This is a genomic window from Leptospira borgpetersenii serovar Javanica (assembly GCF_003046425.1).
Taxonomy (GTDB): domain Bacteria; phylum Spirochaetota; class Leptospiria; order Leptospirales; family Leptospiraceae; genus Leptospira; species Leptospira borgpetersenii.
The window spans coordinates 55001-76391 of record NZ_QAJG01000015.1; the positions used below are offsets into that span (position 1 = coordinate 55001).

General features: G+C 37.8%; 13 protein-coding genes and 2 pseudogenes (1 of these 15 only partly in view). 9 read left to right on the top strand and 6 right to left on the bottom strand.

From position 1 onward, the window contains the following. Positions 1-1397, bottom strand: partial view of an ABC-F family ATPase gene (locus CLV95_RS12770; protein ID WP_107694978.1) — the 5' portion only. The gene continues 238 nt to the left of window position 1, outside the view; the window shows 1397 of its 1635 coding nt (coding positions 1-1397); the start codon lies at positions 1395-1397; its stop codon lies off the left edge, out of view. Positions 1398-1505: 108 nt separating this feature from the next. Between CLV95_RS12770 and CLV95_RS12775 the strand changes: the two genes are divergently transcribed. After that, positions 1506-3509, top strand: a complete 2004-nt coding sequence (locus tag CLV95_RS12775; RefSeq protein WP_002735021.1) for an OmpA family protein — start codon at positions 1506-1508, stop codon at positions 3507-3509. A 518-nt stretch (positions 3510-4027) separates the two neighbouring features. Here CLV95_RS12775 and gpmI read toward each other — a convergent pair. Next, complete coding sequence (gene gpmI / locus CLV95_RS12780) at positions 4028-5668, bottom strand: 2,3-bisphosphoglycerate-independent phosphoglycerate mutase (protein WP_002725431.1); 1641 nt, start codon at positions 5666-5668, stop codon at positions 4028-4030. A gap of 298 nt (positions 5669-5966) precedes the next feature. On the opposite strand from gpmI, the gene CLV95_RS12785 reads away from it, so the two are divergent. Then, entirely contained in the window at positions 5967-7985 is a 2019-nt protein-coding gene (locus CLV95_RS12785; RefSeq protein WP_002734971.1) for a hypothetical protein, read from the top strand. Positions 7986-8645: 660 nt separating this feature from the next. Here the strand turns inward: CLV95_RS12785 and CLV95_RS12795 are convergent. After that, positions 8646-9440 (bottom strand): LA_0442/LA_0875 N-terminal domain-containing protein, encoded by a 795-nt coding sequence (locus CLV95_RS12795; RefSeq protein ID WP_369746882.1) that lies wholly within the window; start codon positions 9438-9440, stop codon positions 8646-8648. Positions 9441-9794: 354 nt separating this feature from the next. Between CLV95_RS12795 and CLV95_RS12800 the strand changes: the two genes are divergently transcribed. Continuing rightward, the gene (locus tag CLV95_RS12800; RefSeq protein WP_002735053.1) at positions 9795-10343 is read left to right on the top strand and encodes an RNA polymerase sigma factor; all 549 of its coding nucleotides are present in this window, start codon (positions 9795-9797) and stop codon (positions 10341-10343) included. Between the two features lie 157 nt (positions 10344-10500). Then, positions 10501-11550, top strand: a complete 1050-nt coding sequence (locus tag CLV95_RS12805) for a FecR family protein (RefSeq protein WP_002734878.1) — start codon at positions 10501-10503, stop codon at positions 11548-11550. Between the two features lie 205 nt (positions 11551-11755). Here CLV95_RS12805 and CLV95_RS12810 read toward each other — a convergent pair whose 3' ends face one another. Next, positions 11756-12205, bottom strand: a complete 450-nt coding sequence (locus CLV95_RS12810; protein ID WP_016561323.1) for a DoxX family protein — start codon at positions 12203-12205, stop codon at positions 11756-11758. A 1005-nt stretch (positions 12206-13210) separates the two neighbouring features. Here CLV95_RS12810 and CLV95_RS12815 point away from each other — a divergent pair. The 4 genes from CLV95_RS12815 to CLV95_RS12830 all read left to right on the top strand — a co-directional run bounded on the left by CLV95_RS12815 (position 13211) and on the right by CLV95_RS12830 (position 17148). Further along, positions 13211-13381, top strand: coding sequence for a hypothetical protein (locus tag CLV95_RS12815; RefSeq protein WP_002725470.1), 171 nt, complete (start codon positions 13211-13213; stop codon positions 13379-13381). A gap of 64 nt (positions 13382-13445) precedes the next feature. Continuing rightward, the gene (gene abc-f / locus CLV95_RS12820; RefSeq protein ID WP_002734915.1) at positions 13446-15389 is read left to right on the top strand and encodes a ribosomal protection-like ABC-F family protein; all 1944 of its coding nucleotides are present in this window, start codon (positions 13446-13448) and stop codon (positions 15387-15389) included. 113 nt (positions 15390-15502) lie between these two features. Further along, positions 15503-15838 carry a rhodanese-like domain-containing protein gene (locus tag CLV95_RS12825; RefSeq protein WP_002725435.1) on the top strand — a complete coding sequence of 112 codons (336 nt, stop codon included), beginning with the start codon at positions 15503-15505 and terminating at the stop codon, positions 15836-15838. Between the two features lie 491 nt (positions 15839-16329). Continuing rightward, positions 16330-17148 (top strand): metallophosphoesterase, encoded by an 819-nt coding sequence (locus tag CLV95_RS12830; protein ID WP_026054013.1) that lies wholly within the window; start codon positions 16330-16332, stop codon positions 17146-17148. Between the two features lie 122 nt (positions 17149-17270). Here CLV95_RS12830 and CLV95_RS20110 read toward each other — a convergent pair. Beyond that, a pseudogene (locus tag CLV95_RS20110) lies at positions 17271-17597 on the bottom strand (transposase); the annotation flags it as partial. Between the two features lie 125 nt (positions 17598-17722). Next, positions 17723-18040: pseudogene (locus tag CLV95_RS19840) on the bottom strand (IS982 family transposase); the annotation flags it as partial. 1391 nt (positions 18041-19431) lie between these two features. Between CLV95_RS19840 and CLV95_RS12850 the strand changes: the two are divergent. Beyond that, complete coding sequence (locus CLV95_RS12850; RefSeq protein ID WP_002734907.1) at positions 19432-20613, top strand: acetyl-CoA C-acetyltransferase; 1182 nt, start codon at positions 19432-19434, stop codon at positions 20611-20613. The last annotated feature ends 778 nt before the right edge of the window (positions 20614-21391 follow it).

Below are 21391 nucleotides of genomic sequence, written 5' to 3' on the forward strand. Positions count from 1 at the left end.
GTAGGTTCGTCGAGAGCTAAAAGATTGTCTCCGGAGATAATCATTCTTCCGATGATCAATCTGGACTTTTCTCCTCCGGAAAGAACGTTCGTGGATTTTTTAGCCATATCTCCGCTAAATAACATTCTCCCTAAAATCGCACGTATCTCCTCCATTTCGGTTCCAGGATCGGCATATCTGTAGAGCCACTCTACAAGTGTATCAGCATCTTCTAATATACCTTCCCTGTGATCCTGTGGAAAAACGGAAGACGTAACCGAATCTCCCATCGTGACCTTCCCAGCATCGGGTTCGATCTGTTTCATTAGTGTTTTTAAGAGTGTCGTTTTTCCGACACCGTTGGTTCCGATGATCGCAATTTTTTCCCCTTTGGTGATGTTAATCGTAAAATCCTTGAAAATGGGTCTATCGTAGGATTTTGAGATATTTTCCGCTATGATCACATCTTTGCCGAGAGGTTTTTTCATCTTAAAACGAATGTAAGGAGAAACTCTGGATGAAGGTTTAATATCATCGAGTTTGATTTTCTCGATTTGTTTTTGTCTGGAGGTCGCTTGTTTCGATTTACTTGCGTTCGCGCTGAAACGGTTTACGAAGTCTTGAAGTTCGGCGATTTTTTCCTTTTTACGCTTGTTTTCGTCGAGCAGTCTTTCACGAGCCATCGTAGAGGCTTCCATAAAATCGTCATAGTTGCCCGGATAAACGGTTAAAGACTGATAGTCCAAATCCGCGATATGAGTTGCAATCGAATTGATAAAGTGGCGGTCGTGAGAAATCACGATGACGACCCCGCGATAGTTGGTTAAGAACTCCTCTAACCAGTGAATCGTCTTGATATCCAAGTGGTTGGTAGGCTCGTCCAAAAGAAGAACGTCCGGCTTTTGAAACAATACTTGAGCCAAAAGAACTCGGAGTTTAAAACCTCCGGTTAAAAACGCAAGAGTTTGAGTATGACTCGTGGTAGGGATTCCTAATCCTTCCAAAAGTTCTCCCGCAGTACTTTCCGCCTCGTAGCCTCCGAGTTCTCCGTATTTTTCTTCGAGTTCGGAAACTCGCATTCCGTCTTCATCCGACATTTCAGGTTTTGAGTAAATTGCGTCCCTTTCTTGAGAAACTTCCCAAAGTTCCTTGTTTCCCATGATGACCGTATTGAGTACGATTTCGTTTTCATATTCGAAGTGATCCTGTTTTAAGTAACCGACTTTTATTCCCGCATCGATCGAAACGGAACCGCTGGCGCTTTGTTCTATTCCCGCTAGAATTTTCATAAACGTCGACTTACCGGAACCGTTCGCTCCGATCAGTCCGTATCTGCAATTTTCCTTAAACTTCACCGTAACGTTCTCAAAAAGAACTTTTTTACCAAAGTTTAGGGTCAATCCGGAAGTGCTGATCATTTGAGAATACCTGCCAGGGAAGAATCATGACCATGATTTTCAAGATAGGGTTTTTTGCCAAGAAAAAGTAGAATTAAGGACTTTCGAAATTTTACCGAAATTAAACGTATGCGTTCTAAACTTCAAGTAATGCTGATTTTATCGATCTTGGGTTTTCTTTCTTTCACAGATCTTAAGGCCAAGGATTCCTTAAAGAAACTCGATGACGCAGCTTCTTGGATCCCGGTTCGTAAACAAAATTCCATCCAATTCGCATCGCAACAGGAGAAACTGAAAAACACAACGGCAAACCTTTCCGACCGAGAAACACCAAACACGGAAAGCGGCTATAAGTTATTGATAGGAAAGATTCTTCAATTCGGAAAATTGCTTAGTACGGAAAACGCATATATTTCGATCGAGTCTAATGAAATTACTTCAGAACTTTCCAAACTCAATGATAAAACCGTAAGAATCCTCTGCAGTATGAGAGGATCCACTTGTAATCCGATTCGTTACGAAATCTATCCGTTTCTCAACTCGAAAGAGATTGAACCTTGGGCGATTAAAAAAATTCCAGATTACGTAAATCATAATATTTTTGCATTCAATCCGACCGTTTCTCCGGACGGAAAATATCTTTTTTGGACCGCGTATATCAAACAGGGCAAATCGGGAACTCAGAAGATCTGGTATTCAAAACTAGACGAAAAAGGATTTTGGGAAGATGGAAAAGAAATGAACGCGCCTTTGAACAATGAGATGCCTTCCGCCGTTATTTCCGCATTGCCGGGGGGAAACGAACTTTTCGTTTTCGGAACCTTCGGCGAAAAAGAACTTTTAGACGAGCTCGGAAAAGATTTCGAAGTAAAGGGAGAATTGGCGGCGCGTTCCTCCAAGAATTCCAACGAATACAGAAAAAAGATTGAGGAACTTAGAGCCGAATACGACGAAAAAACGAAGCAGATCACAAGAAGAGTTCCTCTCTATAAAAGTTTTAAGGAAAAAGATTCCTGGTCTAAGCCAAGTATATTAAAGTTTCCTGATTTTTATAATCTCTACAGAAAGAAAAACGATTCAAGCCAGGAAATTTTCGGAGGCTCTACTCTTTCTTCTTCGGGAAGAATTTTGATTTATTCCTCCCAACATAAGGACTCCAAAGGGAAATTAGACCTTTATGTGAGTAAGATGTCAAGCGACGGAACCTTTCCTTTGGGAACAAATTTAGGTGAAGTTGTCAATACTGATCACGAAGAGATGGCTCCGTTTTTAGCAAGCGATGATAGAACTCTTTATTTTTCCAGCGACGGACGAAAAGGGATTTCCATTTATATGACGAAAAGAATCGGAGACGGTTGGGATCAATGGACTAAACCGACCGAAGTTTCGGAGAATCTGAAAGGTGTGAATTTTTTTTCGATTCCTGCAAATAGCGACTGGGCTTACATCAGTAAAAACGGTCAGTTGTTTATGGCTTATCTTCCGAAGGAAATGCGTCCCGAAAAAGTAGTAGTTGTAAATGGAAAGGTGACGGACACCGAAGGAAATCCTCTCTCTGCCGATATACATTATGAATCTTTAAAGTCTCACGAGAAAATTGGAAGCACAAAAAGTGATCCTTCCACCGGAAATTTTTCCATCATCCTTCCTTTCGGAGAAAATTACGGCTTTTATGCTCAGAAGAAGGGGTATCTTCCTGTATCACAAAATTTAAATTTAAATTCCAAAAAGAATTTCTCTGAAAAAGTGGAGGTTCTTTTGCAACTTCCTCGGATTGAAGAACGCGGAACAATTCAGATTAATAATTTGTTTTTCGAATCCAAAAGTTTTCGAATCATTCCTGAATCAGAGCCGGAACTTAATCGTCTTGCCGAGATTATGAAAGAAAATCCGGATATTAAAATTCAAATCGAAGGACATACGGACAACGTTGGAAAGAAAAAGGATAATCTTCTTCTTTCCGAAAAACGTGCGATAGCGATTGCCGAATATCTTTCTCAAAAACATTCAATTCCTACTGAAAGAATTAAAACCCGAGGTTTCGGAGACAGCCTTCCTTTGAGTAAGAACGACTCCGAAGAAGGACGTAGAAAAAATAGAAGAGTAAATTTTACCATTCTCAAAAGCAAATGAGAATACGGTAGGGACATCTTTATAAAATCAAAAAACAACAGAACGTTATAAAAAATCCCTATACGAAACCGCTGTTTTGCCACGTTCAAGAATTCTAAAATGTATTTTGTAGAGGTTCCCTTGATTTATATGAGCTTGCCCTAAATCCTGTCGAGCGGCGGTGGATCAGTAAGAGATTTCAAACACCGATGATCCTTGCATGAGTTTTCTTGGGCTTGCTCTTGGAGAATTTTTATTGAGAAAACAAAATAGAAATTACAAAAGAAGGAGTCTCAGACTTAGAATTTGTCTGAGAACCTAATATAATTCCGCAGAAGTTATGCTGTAAAATAATGTAGGGCTTTTCAAAAAAAGTAGACCTTATACTAACGTGAATTCGATATAAGAAAACTTGGGCGAATCGCTCGCAAATTTAATAATTAAAATGGCTCGCGAGTGCGCTGAAACTAAAATGCTGCTCGCTATGGATCGCAACATAACAATCGCTTTCACATTTGTTATGCTGAACTCACGTTATGCTAATTTTGAATCAAGGAGGAATGATATCCTTCCGGAGTTTCGTATCCCATCACGTCTAAAATTGTGGCAGCAACATTTGCAAGACTCGGGTTGAGAAGATTCGAATTCAATTGGATTTTCCTTTCAGGATCCAGAATGGAAAAAGGAACCGGATTGAGTGTATGACTCGTTTTAGGAATGGGTTTCCCTTGAGAATTTTTTTCCACATTTCCCTTTTTATCCAATTGATACATCTCGTCCGCATTGCCGTGATCAGCCGTAATCAATAAGACAATATTCTGTTTTTCGCATGCTTTCCAAAGGCGCTCCAAACAACCGTCTAGAAATTCCATCGCTTGAACTGTGGCCGGATAATTTCCGGTATGCCCCACCATATCCCCATTGGCGTAATTAACTCGGTAGAAGTCTTGTTTGTTTTCGTTTAGGGCTTTTTCCAAGGTTTCCGTAATTAGAAAGGCTTTCATTTCCGGGCTTTGATCGAATGGAATCACATCGGATTGGATTTCGCGATACTCTTCCGAATTTTGATCGAAATAGCCACTTTTGTTCCCGTTCCAAAAATATGTAACGTGCCCGTACTTTTGTGTTTCGGATAACGCGTACTGTGCTATTTTTGAGTTAGCCATGTATTCTCCTAACGTCCGATCAATCGCAGGAGGAGAGACTAGAAAACGTTCCGGAAGTTTTAGATCTCCGTCGTATTGCATAATTCCCGCATATACAATATCTGGAAGAGGGCCGCGATTGAATTTATCGAAGTTTTTTTCGGTGAATGCCAAAGAGATTTCGATTGCTCTATCTCCTCTGAAATTTGTAAAAACTACGGAATCACCATCTTGAATTTTACCGATGGGATTTCCATTTTCTGCAATTACAAAAGAAGGAAGATATTGATCGATCACTTTCGGATCTTCCGCACGAAAGGTTTCTATCGCTTCTTTGGCGGAGGAGAATTTTCTGCCTTCTCCTTTTACGTGAATTGTCCAGCCTCTTTCTACCATGGACCAATCAGCTTCGTAACGATCCATCGTAATCGTCATCCTTCCTCCTCCGGAAGCGATACGAATATCAATTCCGTTTTTTCTAAGAGAATCCAACCAGGTTTCAAAAGGATTCAAATAATCTAATGCGGATTTCTCGGGAACATCTCTTCCGTCCAGAAGAATATGAAGCCTAATTTTCGTAACTTTTTCGGAGATCGCCCGTGAGATTAACGCCTTTGTATGATCTATATGGGCGTGAACGTTTCCGTCCGAAAAAAGACCTAACAAATGTAAGGTGGATTTATTCTTCTTTGTGTTATCGATAACTTCTTTCCAAGCTTGACCTTGGAAAATGTCTCCTGATGCAATCGAATTGGAAACTAATTTAGCTCCTTGGTCGAAAATTCGCCCAGAACCGAGGACATTGTGTCCGACTTCCGAGTTTCCCATGTCCTCATCGGATGGCATACCGACGAATTTCCCGTGAGCTTGAATGTGAAGGGTAGGAAATTGATTCCAGACTTGATTTAAAAATGGAAGTTTAGCACCCGCTATCGCGTTTCCGAATTCTGGGCCTTTAGGGGAATAACCGACGCCGTCTAAAATAACGAGTAAAACCTTTCTAGATCGAAAGGTATATTTCTTTGAAAGCTTCATGTTAGATTCATGGAAACGGCTGACTAGAAGAAAAGTCAAGAGATTCAAATATGAAAAAAACTTGGAAATTTGCTTTTCTTTCCTAAATCGAATGAAAAATAAGAACCCATTCTAAGACTGGTTTTTAGTAAGACTGATCCATTGAATTCGGAGTAGTGTAAATGATTCAAATTTTACGGTCCTGGATCGATTTTGTAGCGGAAAATTTGAGTTTGGAACGAGTTGTGGAATTTTTTCATCTGAAAAGCTTTTTGAAAAATCTAAAAATAATTCTAATAGTTTAAACAGTGGAGAAGCGATGAGCAAACCGGTTTTAAATCAGTCGTTTGGTGGAGGAAATCAAACGCAAAACTTTTTAAAAGTTAAAAAAATCAATGAAGTGGTTAGCTATTATCTAAATGACCGACTTACGCATTCCGTTTATAAGGCGATCGTTACTCAGACAAGCCATAAGAACGTTAAATCTCAAAATTTATTTCAAGTAGAATCTAGAGTTCCTGAAGCTTCCGAACTTACGACTACGGAAGTGGTGTTTCACATCAAGCGATTATTGGAAGACGAAGTCGTTCTTCAATTCGCTTACTTTTACATAGACCCTGCCACATCCGACTTAAAATTAAAGCCTTGTTACGTCGCGTATACGGATGCGGAGCCTGGCGATCTCACACGTATTTATCTTTCTTTGATTGATCTTTCTATCAATTCGATCTTATCGTACTTGGAAAACAGACCGCCGCTTGGAAAAGAAGTTTTATGGGAAGATTTGGAAACGGATTTTAAGGGCGAGGATCTACAAAAGTTAAAACTTTTCTTTAATCCTGAAAGTTTTTTTCAAGCACCCAATATTAGCGTTCCCTTAAATCCCGAATATGTAAAAGATATGTTGGTCGAGATCACGGATGGATTGATTAAAAAAGGGAGAATTAGGGAAATACCGGAATTCGGATATTTGGTCATAAAAACCAAAGAACTACAGACGTTATTTGAACTCGTGGATGAATTCCATTTTAAAAAGGTATTTCCAAAATACAAATGGGCCTTGTCGGATTCATTTGCCGCGATTTCTCATGAAGAAAGGATGCATACAAACGATCCATCCGCAACTCCGACGACACTCTTCGGAAAAAAAAGGGCTAAGGCGGTGGGGAAAGTTATAGAATCCGATTCGGAAAGAAAATCGAAGCGCAAATTCATGGGAGTCGAACTGATACAAAGTTTAAGTGAAGAGGTTGAAAGTTCTCTCAAAATTTCGTATCAAGAACAGATTCGAAACCGTTTTCACGAGATGACCGATCATCTTTCCAAACAAACCGGGCGCTGGGATAGACTCGTATTATTCATTCCTGATGAAGAATTTAAAACCTATCCTGCCGGATTGAAAAAACTTTTTACGGAAGATTCACATATCGCTTATTCGCCTTGGGAAACAAAAGGAATTACGATGCATTCTTTTATGAGAGTTGACGTGGAAACCGTTAAGTCTGTCGTAAAATCATTAACAATGACGGCTAATGTGGATGCGTGGAAGATATTAAGTATTCGTAATTTGATTGAACTTAACGAAGATGCCATACAGACCGTTTTTAAAGACGAAGAATTTGTGAAGAATTACGGAAAGGTTCTTCGAAAAGGATACGTAAAGTATTTTCCGTGGTACTTCGGGATTTTGGATTTCGTGGGAGTTGCAAAACTTATCCAGGATATTTTTTTCCAAGCGGCCAAGGAAAAAATTCGATCGGAACAATCGTTGTTCAAATCAAGAAATCGAGATATAGCTTTCAAGTTGGAGCAAAAGGAAATCCAGGAAAAATTAAAAGAAGACGAGAAAATAAAATCTTTAGAACAAAAATCCAAACTTTCGGAAGCTCTTAACCGGTATTATTTTGAAAGAAATATTCCGCCGGTGTTGAAGGATATTCTTTACGAAGTTCCTGGGTATTCCCCTGAATTGATTCAGCAGATTATAGAACGTGATAAATTTGTTCTGATACCGGATTCCGATCCTGCGAAAGACAAAGCGGATTCGATTTTGATTTATCCGGAAGATGAATCCTTTCGTTTCAGGGCGAAAGAAATCCATAGAGTCTTATCGGAAAAAAAGAAAAATTTAGAATTTAAATTGAGTAACAAAGAAGAAGATTTTCAAAAGGAAAAAATTATCAAAACTTTAAAGTATTTGGATTCTTGGTTTTCTGCCAAACCGGAAATTTCTAAAGGTGCTAAAAGTAGCGCTTCGGTAAGTTCAAACGAAGATCCTTATGAAAATTTTCGAAAGGAAATTATAAAGATCAAAGGAAAAGAGAAAATTTCACTGTAGTTCTAATTGATCACTTCAAGAGGTTATTTCAGAGATAACTTATGGAAACTTCAATAAGAATTTGTCCCAAAACTTCGTAGAACTATCATCGTGAATTTTTCACAAAACGAAGAAGATTCCCATATTCGAAAAACTGATGAGAGTTCGCTTTTTTGTCTTCGCAAACTGCATTCTAAATTCGTGATGTAACATCTCTCCCGTTTCTGTCTAGAACGAGCGAAGCGAAGTGTAAAATTCTCTGTTTTCTGAATGAAGACAATTTTGGGAAAGCTTTTAGTTCCTTCTGTTGGTTTTCTTGTTTTGTGGTTAATGCTTGCATCTAACCCACGTTTTTTAAGCCCAGAAAGGGCCATTTTGTCTAAAATAGATTTTAGAATTCTCAATTGCCGTCAGTGATTTCTCATAAGAGTTCTTGATAACGTTCTGTTGTTTTTATAGAGATTTTCTTATGATGGATGTTGTTCGATAATTTTTAAAATAAGGCAAAGAATACTTTTAAACGTATCTATAATTTATGTGCTTCCGTCCGAAAAAATTGGATAAAGATGAACAATTTCCTAGCAAGAATCATGAAAAGTCCGTACTAAAACATCAAATGTAGAAACTTTTTCAACAACTCTGATACTTACAACTTATCTTTTCCCGAAACAAAATTTATCATTAAAATTTAACCGTATAAGCGGCAGTGGGTATGATTTCTGTAAATCCGTTGATTGGACTTTTCACGGTGACGGCTGAAAATTTCCATCCCTCGGGATTTGAATTGAGAAGTAAAATTTGTGTCTTTTCATAATTCTTAGCAAATAAAAATGCGTGAATCAATTGTAAGCCGTAAACTGCACCTAACAGCCATTGGGCTTGATTGTACTGGGATGTCGCGCGATCATAGTTGCTGAAATAAGGATTGGTTGCTGTGGCCGTGGTTAAAATTCTCGTAACTAGGGTGGTTGTACGAACCGTTTCGTCGGAACTGATCGGATTTAAATTCTGATCCATAAAGGCGACAATAGTGATTGCAGCGGAATTGGATTTATAGTTGTTTTCTTCCGTCGAGGCTTTTTCTTTACAGTTATTGGCGTATAACGCCGCGCCGGTGAACAGCAGAAAGCTAATCACTGCCCATTTTTTTTCTCCTACTTTCCATTGACCCCAACCAGGAAGAATTGCGGATCTACCGGATATGGTCCATTTCGTTTCTTTCCAAGAGGATGGGATTGCTGTTTGTTCGACTTTGTCGTTTGTCTTGGGTAGTGGTAGTTTTGTAGTGACTTTTTTTGGCTCATCCCTTTTAGGGTCTTTCAAATTGATCTCCGAAATTTCGGTTTTGGGAATGATTTGCACTTTTCCATTAATTTCTATCTGAACTTCGGTTCTTGATTGGTTTACAATTTTACCCTGAAGCGTTTTTCCGTTTTTAAGAATGATCGTACTTGCCGACAACGGTAAAGAAATCAAAATTATTAAAGCGAAAATTTCCGAAGAAGATATAAGAACCTGTCCCAAAACTAGAATAGAACTTTGCAGCTTGATTTTTCTGACAAAGTAAACTAGGGTTTTGGGACGCGCTGTAAATTTAGATATTCGGGACATAGGATTATGAGTGCTTTTTGTTGAGTCTAAAAATGAAAGTTGGTTAGGTTAAAATTTCCGTTCAGATTACAATTGATGAACTTTACTAGGTGGTTTAATTCATTGAGTAGAAAGAATCTTTATGATTCTTAATCGCGAAACTTTAGAATCTATCTTTTTATACAACAAATTATCTTTTTGCTTGAAAAAACAAGTACGAATCAGCGACCCTTCATTACTGTGGCACACACTTCCGAGTTAGAAAAACTCTATAACCACAATAAAGATGATTTATTTCATTATATAAAAAAATCGTTCTACGACGAAAATTCTGCGCAAGATATTCTGCACGATTCGTTTCTAAATTTTTTTCGATATTATGAAGATAAAAGTATCCCTGATCCGACTTCTTGTAGGATGATTCTTTTTAGAATCGCGAGAAATTTAATGATTAACCATGCGAAGTCCTATTATCAGCGGAATGTATCCTTGGTAGGCGAAGATGCGAGCAGTAATTTTACATCTAAAACGCCAAGTCCTGAATTTTCCGTATTGGAAAAAATTGACCAATCGGATGTTAAAAACATCATCGATTCTCTTTTAGATACAATTTCCCCGGAATACAAAGAGGTTTTACTTTTAAGATATCAGCAGGACTTAAAGCTAGAAGAAATTTCTAAAATCCTTGGGATGAGTATATCGGGTGTATCTAGACTCATTGAAAGGGCCGAAAAAGCTTTGGTTCAAGAAGGTAAAAAGATAGGTTTTCAACCTGGAAATTATATATAGAATATTTTTTATTACATTTTATATTTTAAAAAGAAAGATTCGGGACTGTTGGTGATAAAAAAAATCAGAAATAAAAAAAAAAGCTCAAATTGGTTTCTTTTAGTTTGTTTAGCAAACAGGAAGCAGGATAGAATGAATCGTAGACCCGGGCGTAAATATGGAAAATAAGACGGATACTCCCGAATTTGAAGGATACGCAAGGCTCCTTAGGGAAAAGGGGGCCGTGTCTCAACAACTTCCGGCTTTTGACCCGAATTGGGTCGGAACGAAACCTCGTTTTAACGTAGAGAATAAAATCATGAGTATTCCAACGAATACAAATATTCTTCCTTTTCCGAGGATGGTTTGGTTAACAGCAGCAGCCGTTTTATTACTTATGATTGGCGTTTGGTTTAGTTTTCGGACTCCGAAAGCTAAACCTGAAATTGTTCAAGGAACTCCTCTTAAAGCAGTAATAGTTTTTGTAAAAGGTCAAGTTTCTGTTGTGAGAGATGTTCAAATAAAGTTACATCGCGGTGACCTTTTGGATGAGTCCGATATGATTTTTACCAATGCCGGAGGAGCAGTGGACATTGGCTTAACCGATTCGAGTGTGATTCGCGTGAAAGAAAATAGCAGATTGGTTCTGAAGGAATTGAGAGAAAACAACGGTTCTCAAATCAGAATAAACTTAACCGCAGGTAGATTGTTAAACGTAGTCGAAAAAGAAAAAAAAGGAAGCAATTTCTATGTGGAAACTCCTTCCGTGGTTGCAGGTGTGAGAGGAACTTCTTTCGAAGTAAGTGCATCCCAAAACGAATCTACGGTGTTTGTAGCGGAAGGAGCGGTGGAAGTAATTTCTTTAAATACTGCTGGGAAAATATATACTTTAGAATCGACTAAACTTATAACTGTAAATAAAGACGGAGAAATTGAATCGATTGATCTCCCTAAACTGAACTCTACTCTCCCAGAATATAAAGATATGAGAAAGAATCTTGAAAATCTGGATAGAGAACTTTTTCTAGATTTGCGGGATTTAAAGTCCGCAAAAACGGAAGAGGAATTGAGTAGAATTTATAACCTTAACATCGAACATATCATTATGAAAGATGGGAGAGAATTGAGAGGTGTCGTTGTTTCTCAGAAAAAGGGAAAACTAGTGATCCAAACTCTGAAAGGTTCTTATATTCTAGACGAAAAAGCCGTAGATAAAATCAGGTACTAATTCGATTCGAACTTTTTATCTTTCGTAATAAAAAAGCGGTTTAATGCGAATTTAGAGCTGCTTTTTTCGATCGGCCGGTTTCCGATTATTTTTAAGATCGATCGATTGGAATTGAATTCTTTTTAAAGAATGTCACTTACACATATCGCTGATACTGCCGCTTCAGATGATTCTGATAGAGTTTCGGTATATTTGTATTTTCTAATTAGGAATCAATGTGGTCGTAGATCCAGGAATCTAAAGACCAGACACCACCTCCGAGAAAAAAAAGTACGATTCCTATAGAAACTGCGAGAATGTGATATTCAAATCCTTCCCCACCTTGATTACCGAACCAATTCATAAAAAAGCCAATTTCTTTGTGAGTCCATCCGGCTACTGCCAAGGTACATGTGATTCCGAACGCTGCTAATCTTGTACAGAATCCGAATAGGAGGGCGATGGATCCGAAAAATTCCAATAGAATTGCTAATATGGCCAAAATAGTTGGAAATTCGGCGGTATTTACCAGGTAATCCATAGAAGCTTCGTAACCCGCGCCTTCGAACCAGCCTAAAAGTTTTTGAGCACCGTGAGGAAAGATGCAGATTGCAAGACCGAATCTAAGAAAAAGAATAGAGAAAAATTCTTGAGTTGAGAAGAAACTTTGAATCATAATACGCTCCGAGAACTTCGTCCTTTGTGAATTTTTAAAACAAGGAAAAGAAACAAAAAATCCAAGGAAAAAGCATTTGTAAGAACTTCTGTTCTTTACAAATGCTTGCTTATTGAAAAATAAGAATCCCTACATTCAAAGGACTGATGACAATGTCACTCCTATGTATGAAGATAGCTTTGGAATAGCCCTAAGTTTATTTACGATTTTTTTGAATGCCCCTCTTCCTATTTTATCTCTTGTTCTTTTCACTATTACCTTCGATTTATTTGCCGAATAGACGATACTACTGATTACTAGATAAAAGAGTACCTATAACTTGTCCCAAAACCTGAAAAGAAATCAGCACAATCATTTTATAAGTTCGTAATAGAGCGAGGAAATTCCCGCAGATCGGTGATTTATGGATTTTCTAACGGATTTTATTGTTGGAACACTTTTGTAGGAGTTCCGACATCCGAGGTTTTGGGACGAGCTCCTAATATTTTGCGCAGAAACAGCACTTGGAATAAAATTTACGATATTCAATTTTATAGGAATCCGTAATCGTTTCTTTGTGAACATCTAATCCTACAATATTTCTCTTTTTATTCCCATTTCTTTGGGTCAGTTTTTTGTCTTCTGGTTAATACATTTCTTGATTTTAACCCACGTTTTTCAAGTCAGAAGGGGCATTTGTCTAAAGTTGCTTCAAAAATAATTTTTCATGTAATAAAATGACGTTTCAAAATAAAGAGGAGGGTTTTTGAAATGAATTCTGGAAGAATTTTCCCTTTCATTCGATACCTTGAATTCAGTTTCTGAAGAAAATTATGTCTTATTTGATCCGGAGACTAATTCCTTCCAAGAATATTTTATTCAATAGAGTCCAAATGTTGGACGAAATGAAATGTTAGGGTTTTCAGATATTATTTTAATAGTATCGAACGATACTTTCCCTTAAAATCGGTTGTCGGATCCCTCTAATTCTAAAAATCTGGCATAAAATTATTTAGTGGGATATTCATGTCTGAAGAAACTCAAGAAAAGAAAAACAAAAAGATCAACAAAATGACCGTGGCGGAAATCAATGCGGCGATTCAAACTTCAAAAGAAAAAATGAACGGCTCTTCCAGCAAATATATTTTGCACCTCAATGCAAGATTGGAAGAACTTGCGGCAAAAGGTAAGAAGTAATTCCCTTTTTTAATCCGACGGATTTGGCCTGCGTCGTTTTTTACCTCTTTGAACTTCTCGATCCTTGCTTCAATTTATCGATATAAAACATCAATATGCTTCGGCCGTATTGTTTAACGGATTTTCCTGGCATATAAAACCCGGCTCTCGTGTTTGTCTTGTTGGTCCAAATGGTTCCGGCAAATCGACTTTATTTAGGATTGCAGAAGGAAAATTTATTCCAGACAATGGAACCGTAGCAAAATCAAAAAATACCGAAATTTCAGTTTTTCAACAGATACCGGACTTTGATCCGGAGACTTCGGTTATAGACACTGTATTAGACAAACATAAACATTATCGCGAGTATTCGGAACGATTGAAAGAAATCAATTGTAAGTTCGATCTTGTTTCCCACGATTCGGAAGAATTCACAGCGATCCTCGATGAACAAAGCGCTCTGGAAGAATACGCTTTTACGTACGGAATTCATAAGTTAGAATCCAATGCCCGAAAGGTTTTGGGGGGATTAGGGTTTTCTAATGCTCAGATGGAAATGAAGGTTCGTGAATTCTCTCCCGGTTATCAACACCGTCTTGGTTTGGCGATCACTCTTCTGAATCCAGGAAACTTACTTTTGTTGGACGAACCTACGAACCATTTGGATAATGCATCTAAGGAATGGCTTACAGGTTATCTGAATTCCACCGGGCAATCCTTTGTTCTTGTGACTCACGATCCCGAATTTTTGAATGCGACTTGCGATACAATCGCAGAACTTTCCCCTTCCGGAGTCATCGAATTTCGGGGGACTTTGGAAGAATATTTCGAACACAAAAATGAATTTCAGGAAAAGCTCCAAGCCCAATTCGAAAAGGAGGAAGCTTACCTTAAAAATAGGATGGAATGGATAGAGCGATTTCGTGCAAAGGCTACGAAGGCAAGACAGGTCCAATCTGCGATCAAAAAACTTGAAAAAAGAGACAAAGTTGAAGCGCCTCAGGAATCTTTCTGGAATTCCAAGTCCGATTATCGTTTTAATTTTATTTCTTCGGGAAAAATTACCGTAAGAATCGAAAACGGAACCTTTTCGTATTCTGGTAAGGCTCCTTATATTTTCAACAACGCTGATTTGGAAATCTCTGCAGGAGATAAAATTGCAGTTGTCGGTCCGAATGGAGCTGGAAAGTCTACGTTTCTTCGTTGTTTATTAGAAATTCATAAACTAGTTTCGGGGAAAATTTATTACGGACCGAAAACGAAAATCGGTTACTTTTCGCAAAATCATCACGAAGAACTGGACCCTTCCAAAAATTTGCTTCAAACCGTTATGTCCGCTTATCCTGATCTTACGGAACAACAAGCTAGAAGCCTTCTCGGTTATTTTTCTTTTTCAGATGATTCCGTTTATAAACAAACCAATCTTCTTTCGGGCGGAGAACAAAGTCGCCTTCGTCTTGCGATGCTCGTCCGTTTTCCGGCCAATGCCATTTTTTTGGACGAACCTACAAACCATCTGGATTTAGTCGTTCGGGATAATTTACGCCGAGCACTGATGGCTTATGAAGGTTCCCTTTTGATCATTTCTCATGATCCGGAATTTTTAAAAGATCTCTGTAATCGTACCATTTCGGTCGATAACGGGCATATCCGTGATTTCAATTGTACTTTCTCCGACTATTTGAAGTACAATTTGCAAGAGACAGTACATCCTAAATTACAAAGCCACAATTCTACCTTGAAAAAAGGGGAGACAAACCAAACCCGTTCTAAGAAAAATTCCGACAAAAATCGAATCAAAAAAATTCAGAAAGAATTGGAGCAGATAGAAACCAAAATCGAACTTTTGGAAAAATCCAAAAAGAATTTGGAAGAAGTATTGGCTGATCCGGACTTTTTTAAAAATCGTAGTTATCAATTGGAGCTAGACAACTTAAACGAAGTTAAAAATGAAATCACACGTTTGACGTCTGCGTGGGAATCGCTTCAATTTGAGTTGGAAGATCTTTTAGAAAAGTCTAAATTGTAATTTGGTTGGAGTTATGAATTCGAATTACTTGAATTTTAACTCCGATTGGTTGAAAAGAAACAGCTGATTCAGTAAATACCGCGTTTTATTTTTTATATTGAGGAGCATTGTGTATGACCCCTAAAGAACTAAAGTCGAGATTGGATTTAAGAGAAATGAAAAAGGATTCATTTTATCTTCTCGATGTGAGGAATCCGAACGAAGCGGAAATTTGTACAATCAAAGGAACCGATCTTTTAATTCCGGTTGGAGAGCTTTCGAACAGGCTTCCCGAAATCAATTCTTGGAAAGAATCAGATAAGGATATGATCGTGTATTGTCGCTCCGGAGGGCGTTCTGCCATGGCTTGCGGAATTTTAAAACAATCCGGTTTTACAAAGGTTCATAACGTGGAAGGGGGTATTTTACTTTATTCGGACGAAGTTGATTCTTCTATTGCGAAATACTAAAAATGTTCCAAGAATATATTAGAGCCATCGGATTTGCATTTTAAGTAAAGATAAAGTATTTTTGAGATGGTTTCTAATAAAATTGTGTGCAAATCTCAAGTGTAGCGGAAAAACTAGATAGCGCTCCAGAAATTTTTACGAGAAATCGACTGCAATCAATTGATAAGTCCGTAATAAAAGTAGATTCGTATTTTTGTTAAACTCAAGTCATAGCACTTTTAAACTCAAGCCGAACACCTCTCTACGGATCGGTGTTCAGATTGCTCGACGGGATTTGGACAAATTCTTAGAAGATCGTTTATATATTGGAGTTCATTCAATTTGAGTTTTACGGTAAATGTAAATTCGATTGGAGATGTCTTAAAGTTTTTTATTTCTTCTAAAGCCTAAATCGTTAGTTCGGGGGGATCTATTGATTTTGAGTTCTAGAATTATATGTTGTTTTTATCAGAGTTGATGTGTCGCCGAATGATTTTGCTCTCGAAGGGTATATGAGAAAAATACGATTTTATGTTATAATGGTTTTACTTTTTATCGGAGTGAATTGTCTTTTTATTGAAAGGTATTGGGTCCGATTCCAAGAATATGAATTCAGATCTGATAAAATAACAAAAGATTTCGATGGTTATAAAATTGCGGTCGTTTCCGATCTTCACTACGGTTTTTTAAATCCTGAATTTTGGATTCGATGGGTTATAGAAGGAATCAATTCTCGTAATGTGGATTTAATTGTAGGCTTGGGAGATTATGTAAAGAAGCGAGGTACGGATACCGAACTGTTAAAAGTTTGGCCTATTTTAAAAGAGCTCAAAGCAAGGGACGGCGCTTATTTCGTTAACGGAAATCATGACCATTGGGCAAACGACAAACTATCGCTTGAACTTTTAGAAAGAAGCGGTCGATCCGTTAGAAATAAAAACGTAGTGATACAACGAAAAGCATCAAGATTTATCCTGGCCGGAATCGGGGATTTTTTAGAAGATAGGACCGACATTGATAAAGCTTTATCTGGTACCTTTCATAAAGATTTCAGGATTGTGTTGTCTCACAATCCTGACGCATCCAATACGAAACATGAAGAAAAAGTGGATTTGTTTTTGGCCGGACATACTCATGGAGGACAAGTAAGAATTCCGATTTTTGATTTTTCACCGATTTTACCCGTAAAAGATTCCAACTTTGACGTCGGATTTAAAAAAAATAAGTTCGGCGAAGACATATTTATTTCCGCGGGTATCGGCTGGTCGATTTTACCGATTCGATTTTTTTGTCCCCCGGAGGTTCCATTGATCGTATTGCGTTCTCCATAAGATTGAATCTTGTTCATAAACGAGAGTTTGCCTGAAATTAATTAGAATTATCTTATGTTCTAAAATATGAAGCTGGAGTTATCGCGATTTTTTTTGAGGTTTGAAAATTACGATTAAAAAGTTTATTCTCCTAAAAGAATTTTCTGGAAATAGAAAAAAACCTTCTGACAAAGGATCGTCTTTTTCGTCTCTACGGCGTTTGAGCATATTCGTAAAATCAATACCATCAATCCGTACATCCAGACCCCAATCGTTCTTGCGGTCGCTGGATATTTCGCTTTGGGAAGTTTAAATTCGTGATTGGCACAACCGTTCCTGTCGTCCACGTTTTCAGGAGGTTCCATAGGTGATATTGTTTCACCTCGATCATTTAAGATTAAATGCAATTTAAAGTCGTAAAACCGGTCTGTATTTGATTTCCCTCGCTGTGTGATGTCTTTAAATACTTTACAGCGTGTTCTAAAACTTCATTTTACTATACTACTCATAACTATATAATAAAGTACCTAATATTTTGCATGGAATCAGTGTTTTGCGATAAAATTAACGGTACTCAATTTTATAGAGATGAGTAAAAACAATATTCCGGAACATTTTCCCATACAAGTATTGGATAAAGGGAGGTGTGACAGATAACGCGTTAGGCATCAGTTCAACAAAACGATTGTAATGTGCCGCTTTTGGAAATTCGGATTTTTTTATTTCTATCAAATAAAAACTTTAAAATTCTCTATAATGAGAAAGATGAAAATAAACCACGATCGTTGTACTTAGATTTAGCTGAAATTTACGTTTTTTTGCCTACCACGGAACGAAAGTATTTTTCCGTTCCAGTTTATTTTTGTTGTGTAGAATAATCGCCTATCCCACAAAATATTGATGTCAGATCTATATTTAATCCCTTTTTGCTGAAAGTTTGGTTCAATGTGTGATCTGATGCTTTCAGTACAAAATCTTTCTCTTTTTTCCACCTTACACAGAATTTACGTTAAATATTATCCTCGATTTAATTTTTGGGAAAATGAGGAAATGAAATTCTTCATTTTCCTCTGTTTTCATAAAGATGGTGGTTCTATCCAAGACAACCAGTATGGATTCAAATGAAAAAAATTTTACAAAAACATTTCGGAAACTGAAAACTTTTTCCTAACGGTGATTGGTCGTAAAATTTTCTACGCCGATCTATGCAAAAAGACGTTCAGACAAAATGGATTCAAACCAATCAATGAAATTAAAATGAGACATCTCAAGCCATCTTATTTTTCCTCAATAAACGATGTTTAGAACTTGTCCCAAAACCTGAGATATAGGAACTCCTACGAGAGTGTTCTAACGATAAAATCTGTTAGAAAATCCATAAATCAACAATCTGCGGGAACCCGCGCTCTATTACGAACTTATGAAATGATTATGCTAATTTCGTAAGGTTTTGGGACAAGTTCTTATTATCATCAGAATGAAATGAGAATGATTAAGTGTATGTAACTTTCAAAGTCCTGACTTATATTACTGATCCCTATAAAATAGAGTACCGTTAATTTGAGCATAGATCCCGCGTTTGATGAAGAATTTTAGACACTCTATTATGTAGAGATGAGTAGTGCCCTGGAAACTAAAGCGTCTCACTTTCTGAATCCAAGCCGAACGCCTCTCTACGGATCGGCGTTCAGGTTGTTTGACAGGATTGGATAAATTTTAAGAAAAACTGAGAAAAATTCCTACTTTCCAGAATAGGCTTTTTTTGAGGAGTTGGACGAAAATGAGTAGTGACGGGTTGTTACTTTTAAGATTTTTTCTAGTTTTGTAAATGGTAAAAATAATTGTGGGAATTCTCTATTTAAATCTTTTCGGAAAATCCTTTTTAAGGAATTTGTAGGAATTTTTTCACATAAAGAAAGGTTCGTCTTTTTTTAGGAAATCAGGATCATAGGATTTTTTATTTCCGTTTTGGACTAAAAAAGAATATAAAAGCGGTTCCAAACGAATTATCTGCAATTTTATTTCGAGTCAAAAATTAACGTAAAAAGGAAAGTGCAACTGTACAATTTCTAAGGAAAAATTAGGTTTTATTTGGATCAAGGAAAAAAATCGGATTAAGATTTCCATGTTTTGCGCAACGGTTTTTGACTAAAAGTGTTTACTTTCCGGCTAAGACGGAAATACCTACTTCGAAAATTTTCCAATTGGATATCTACAGATGTGATGTGTCGGATAACGTGTTGAAGTGCGCTATGGAGCGAAAAACATTCAATAATTAGAATATTAAATTTATTAGGAGTAATTATGGAAGAGGCAGTCATTCTGGATGGAATTAGAACTCCGTTCGGAAATTTCGGAGGTACTTTAAAGGACCTTAGTGCGGTTGATTTGGGGGTTTTGGTTTCCAAGGCGATTTTGGAAAAAACGGGAGTTTCTCCGGATGGGATTGGAGAATCAATTTTTGGAAACGTAATTCCGACCGGAAAAGAGGCGATTTATCTCGCTCGTCATATTGGTCTGAAATCCGGTCTTCCGTTGGGGATCCCGGCCTTGACTTTGAATCGTCTCTGTGGTTCCGGTATGGAAGCGATTATTCAGGCCGCAAAGAAGATTTACCTTGGAGATGCGGACGCGGTTCTTGCGGGTGGCGTGGAATCTATGAGCAATGCTCCTTATGTTGTGCGTAACGCACGTTGGGGAGTTCGTTATGGCTCTGCTGAATTCGAGGATACGTTGGAGCAAGGTCTTACCGACCAATACGTAGGTTTGATCATGGGACAGACTGCGGAAAATCTTGCGGATCAATATAAAATTTCCAGACAAGAACAAGATGAATGGGCTGCTATTTCTCAAACCCGTGCCGAAAAAGCCACTGTGGAAGGTCGTCTTAAGGACGAGACTTTTGCCGTTACGATTCCCGGTAAAAAACCGATTACATTAGAAAAAGATGAATTTATCAAAGGTGTTTCCGGAATTGATAAACTTGGAACTTTGAAAGCTGTTTTCCGGGATGGTGGAACTGTAACTGCGGGAAATTCATCCGGTTTGAATGACGGAGCCGCCACTACGATCGTGACTTCCGCTTCTTACGCGAAGAAGATCGGTAAAAAACCTCTCGCGATCATTCGCGGTTACGGTCACGCGGGCTGTGATCCTGCGAAGATGGGAATCGGTCCCGCACTTGCGATTCCGGCCGCTTTGAAGAAAGCAGGTTTAAAACTTTCTGACATGAATCTTGTAGAAATCAACGAAGCTTTTGCCGCCCAGTATCTTGCCGTTCAAAAGGAACTTGGTCTTAATCCGGAAATTACTAATGTAAACGGAGGGGCCGTCGCCATCGGGCATCCGCTTGGAGCTTCCGGCGCTAGAGTTACGATTACTCTAGCATACGAACTAAAAAGAAGAAAGGCGAAATACGGTGTTGCTTCTCTTTGTATCGGAGGTGGTCAAGGGATTGCGCTTGTTTTGGAAAATCCGGAAGCGTAACTATAAGTTTTGCTTCATATTTTATCAAAAGGCTTGGAAAACTCCGGGCCTTTTTGTTATAGTTTGCATCAATCTAAAATATTATACTTTTTAAATATTATAGAAAATTTTATTTTATAAGTAAGAAGTGTGGAGAATCAAGTTGGAATCACAATTATTTACAGCGCGTCCCAAAACCCGTCGAGCGCCAATAGAAGCGAGACGCTGAGTTACCCGAGCGCCCCTTAGGGAGCGAGCGCGACTTAAGTTTTCTGCTTTGTCCGAAAGATCAAGCTGCAAGGTTCTGCCCTAGTTTTGGAACAGAACCTTATGTTGCCGATTTTAGTTGGATAAATGTTCTTGAATATTCTCTGCGTTATCAAATTGTTTATGTAAAAGTAGCGGAAAAAGTAAAATCTATTTTTAGATGTGGATAAGAAGTCTTTTGTGCAAGCTGTATAAGCGGAGTGGAGAAGTTTTCTATCTTATTTCGAACTTGTCCTAAAACTTCAAAAAATTGCGATTATAATTGTTCGGTCGTTAATAACAAAAAACAAGGTAGTGGTTCATAGATTACGTCTCTTTGAGAAATTTATAGATAGACTTTAACTTACTGCCAAGTTCTCGTAGGAGTTCCCTAAAGTTAACGTGAGTTCGGAATAACAAATGCGAAAGTGATTATTATGCTGCGGCCTATAGGGAGTCATAACGTTACCCACAAATTAAGAAGGCTTTTGGGATCATAAGGATCAAAAACTGATATTTTTCAAGTGTTCCGACAAGAATGAGGCTTTTTACT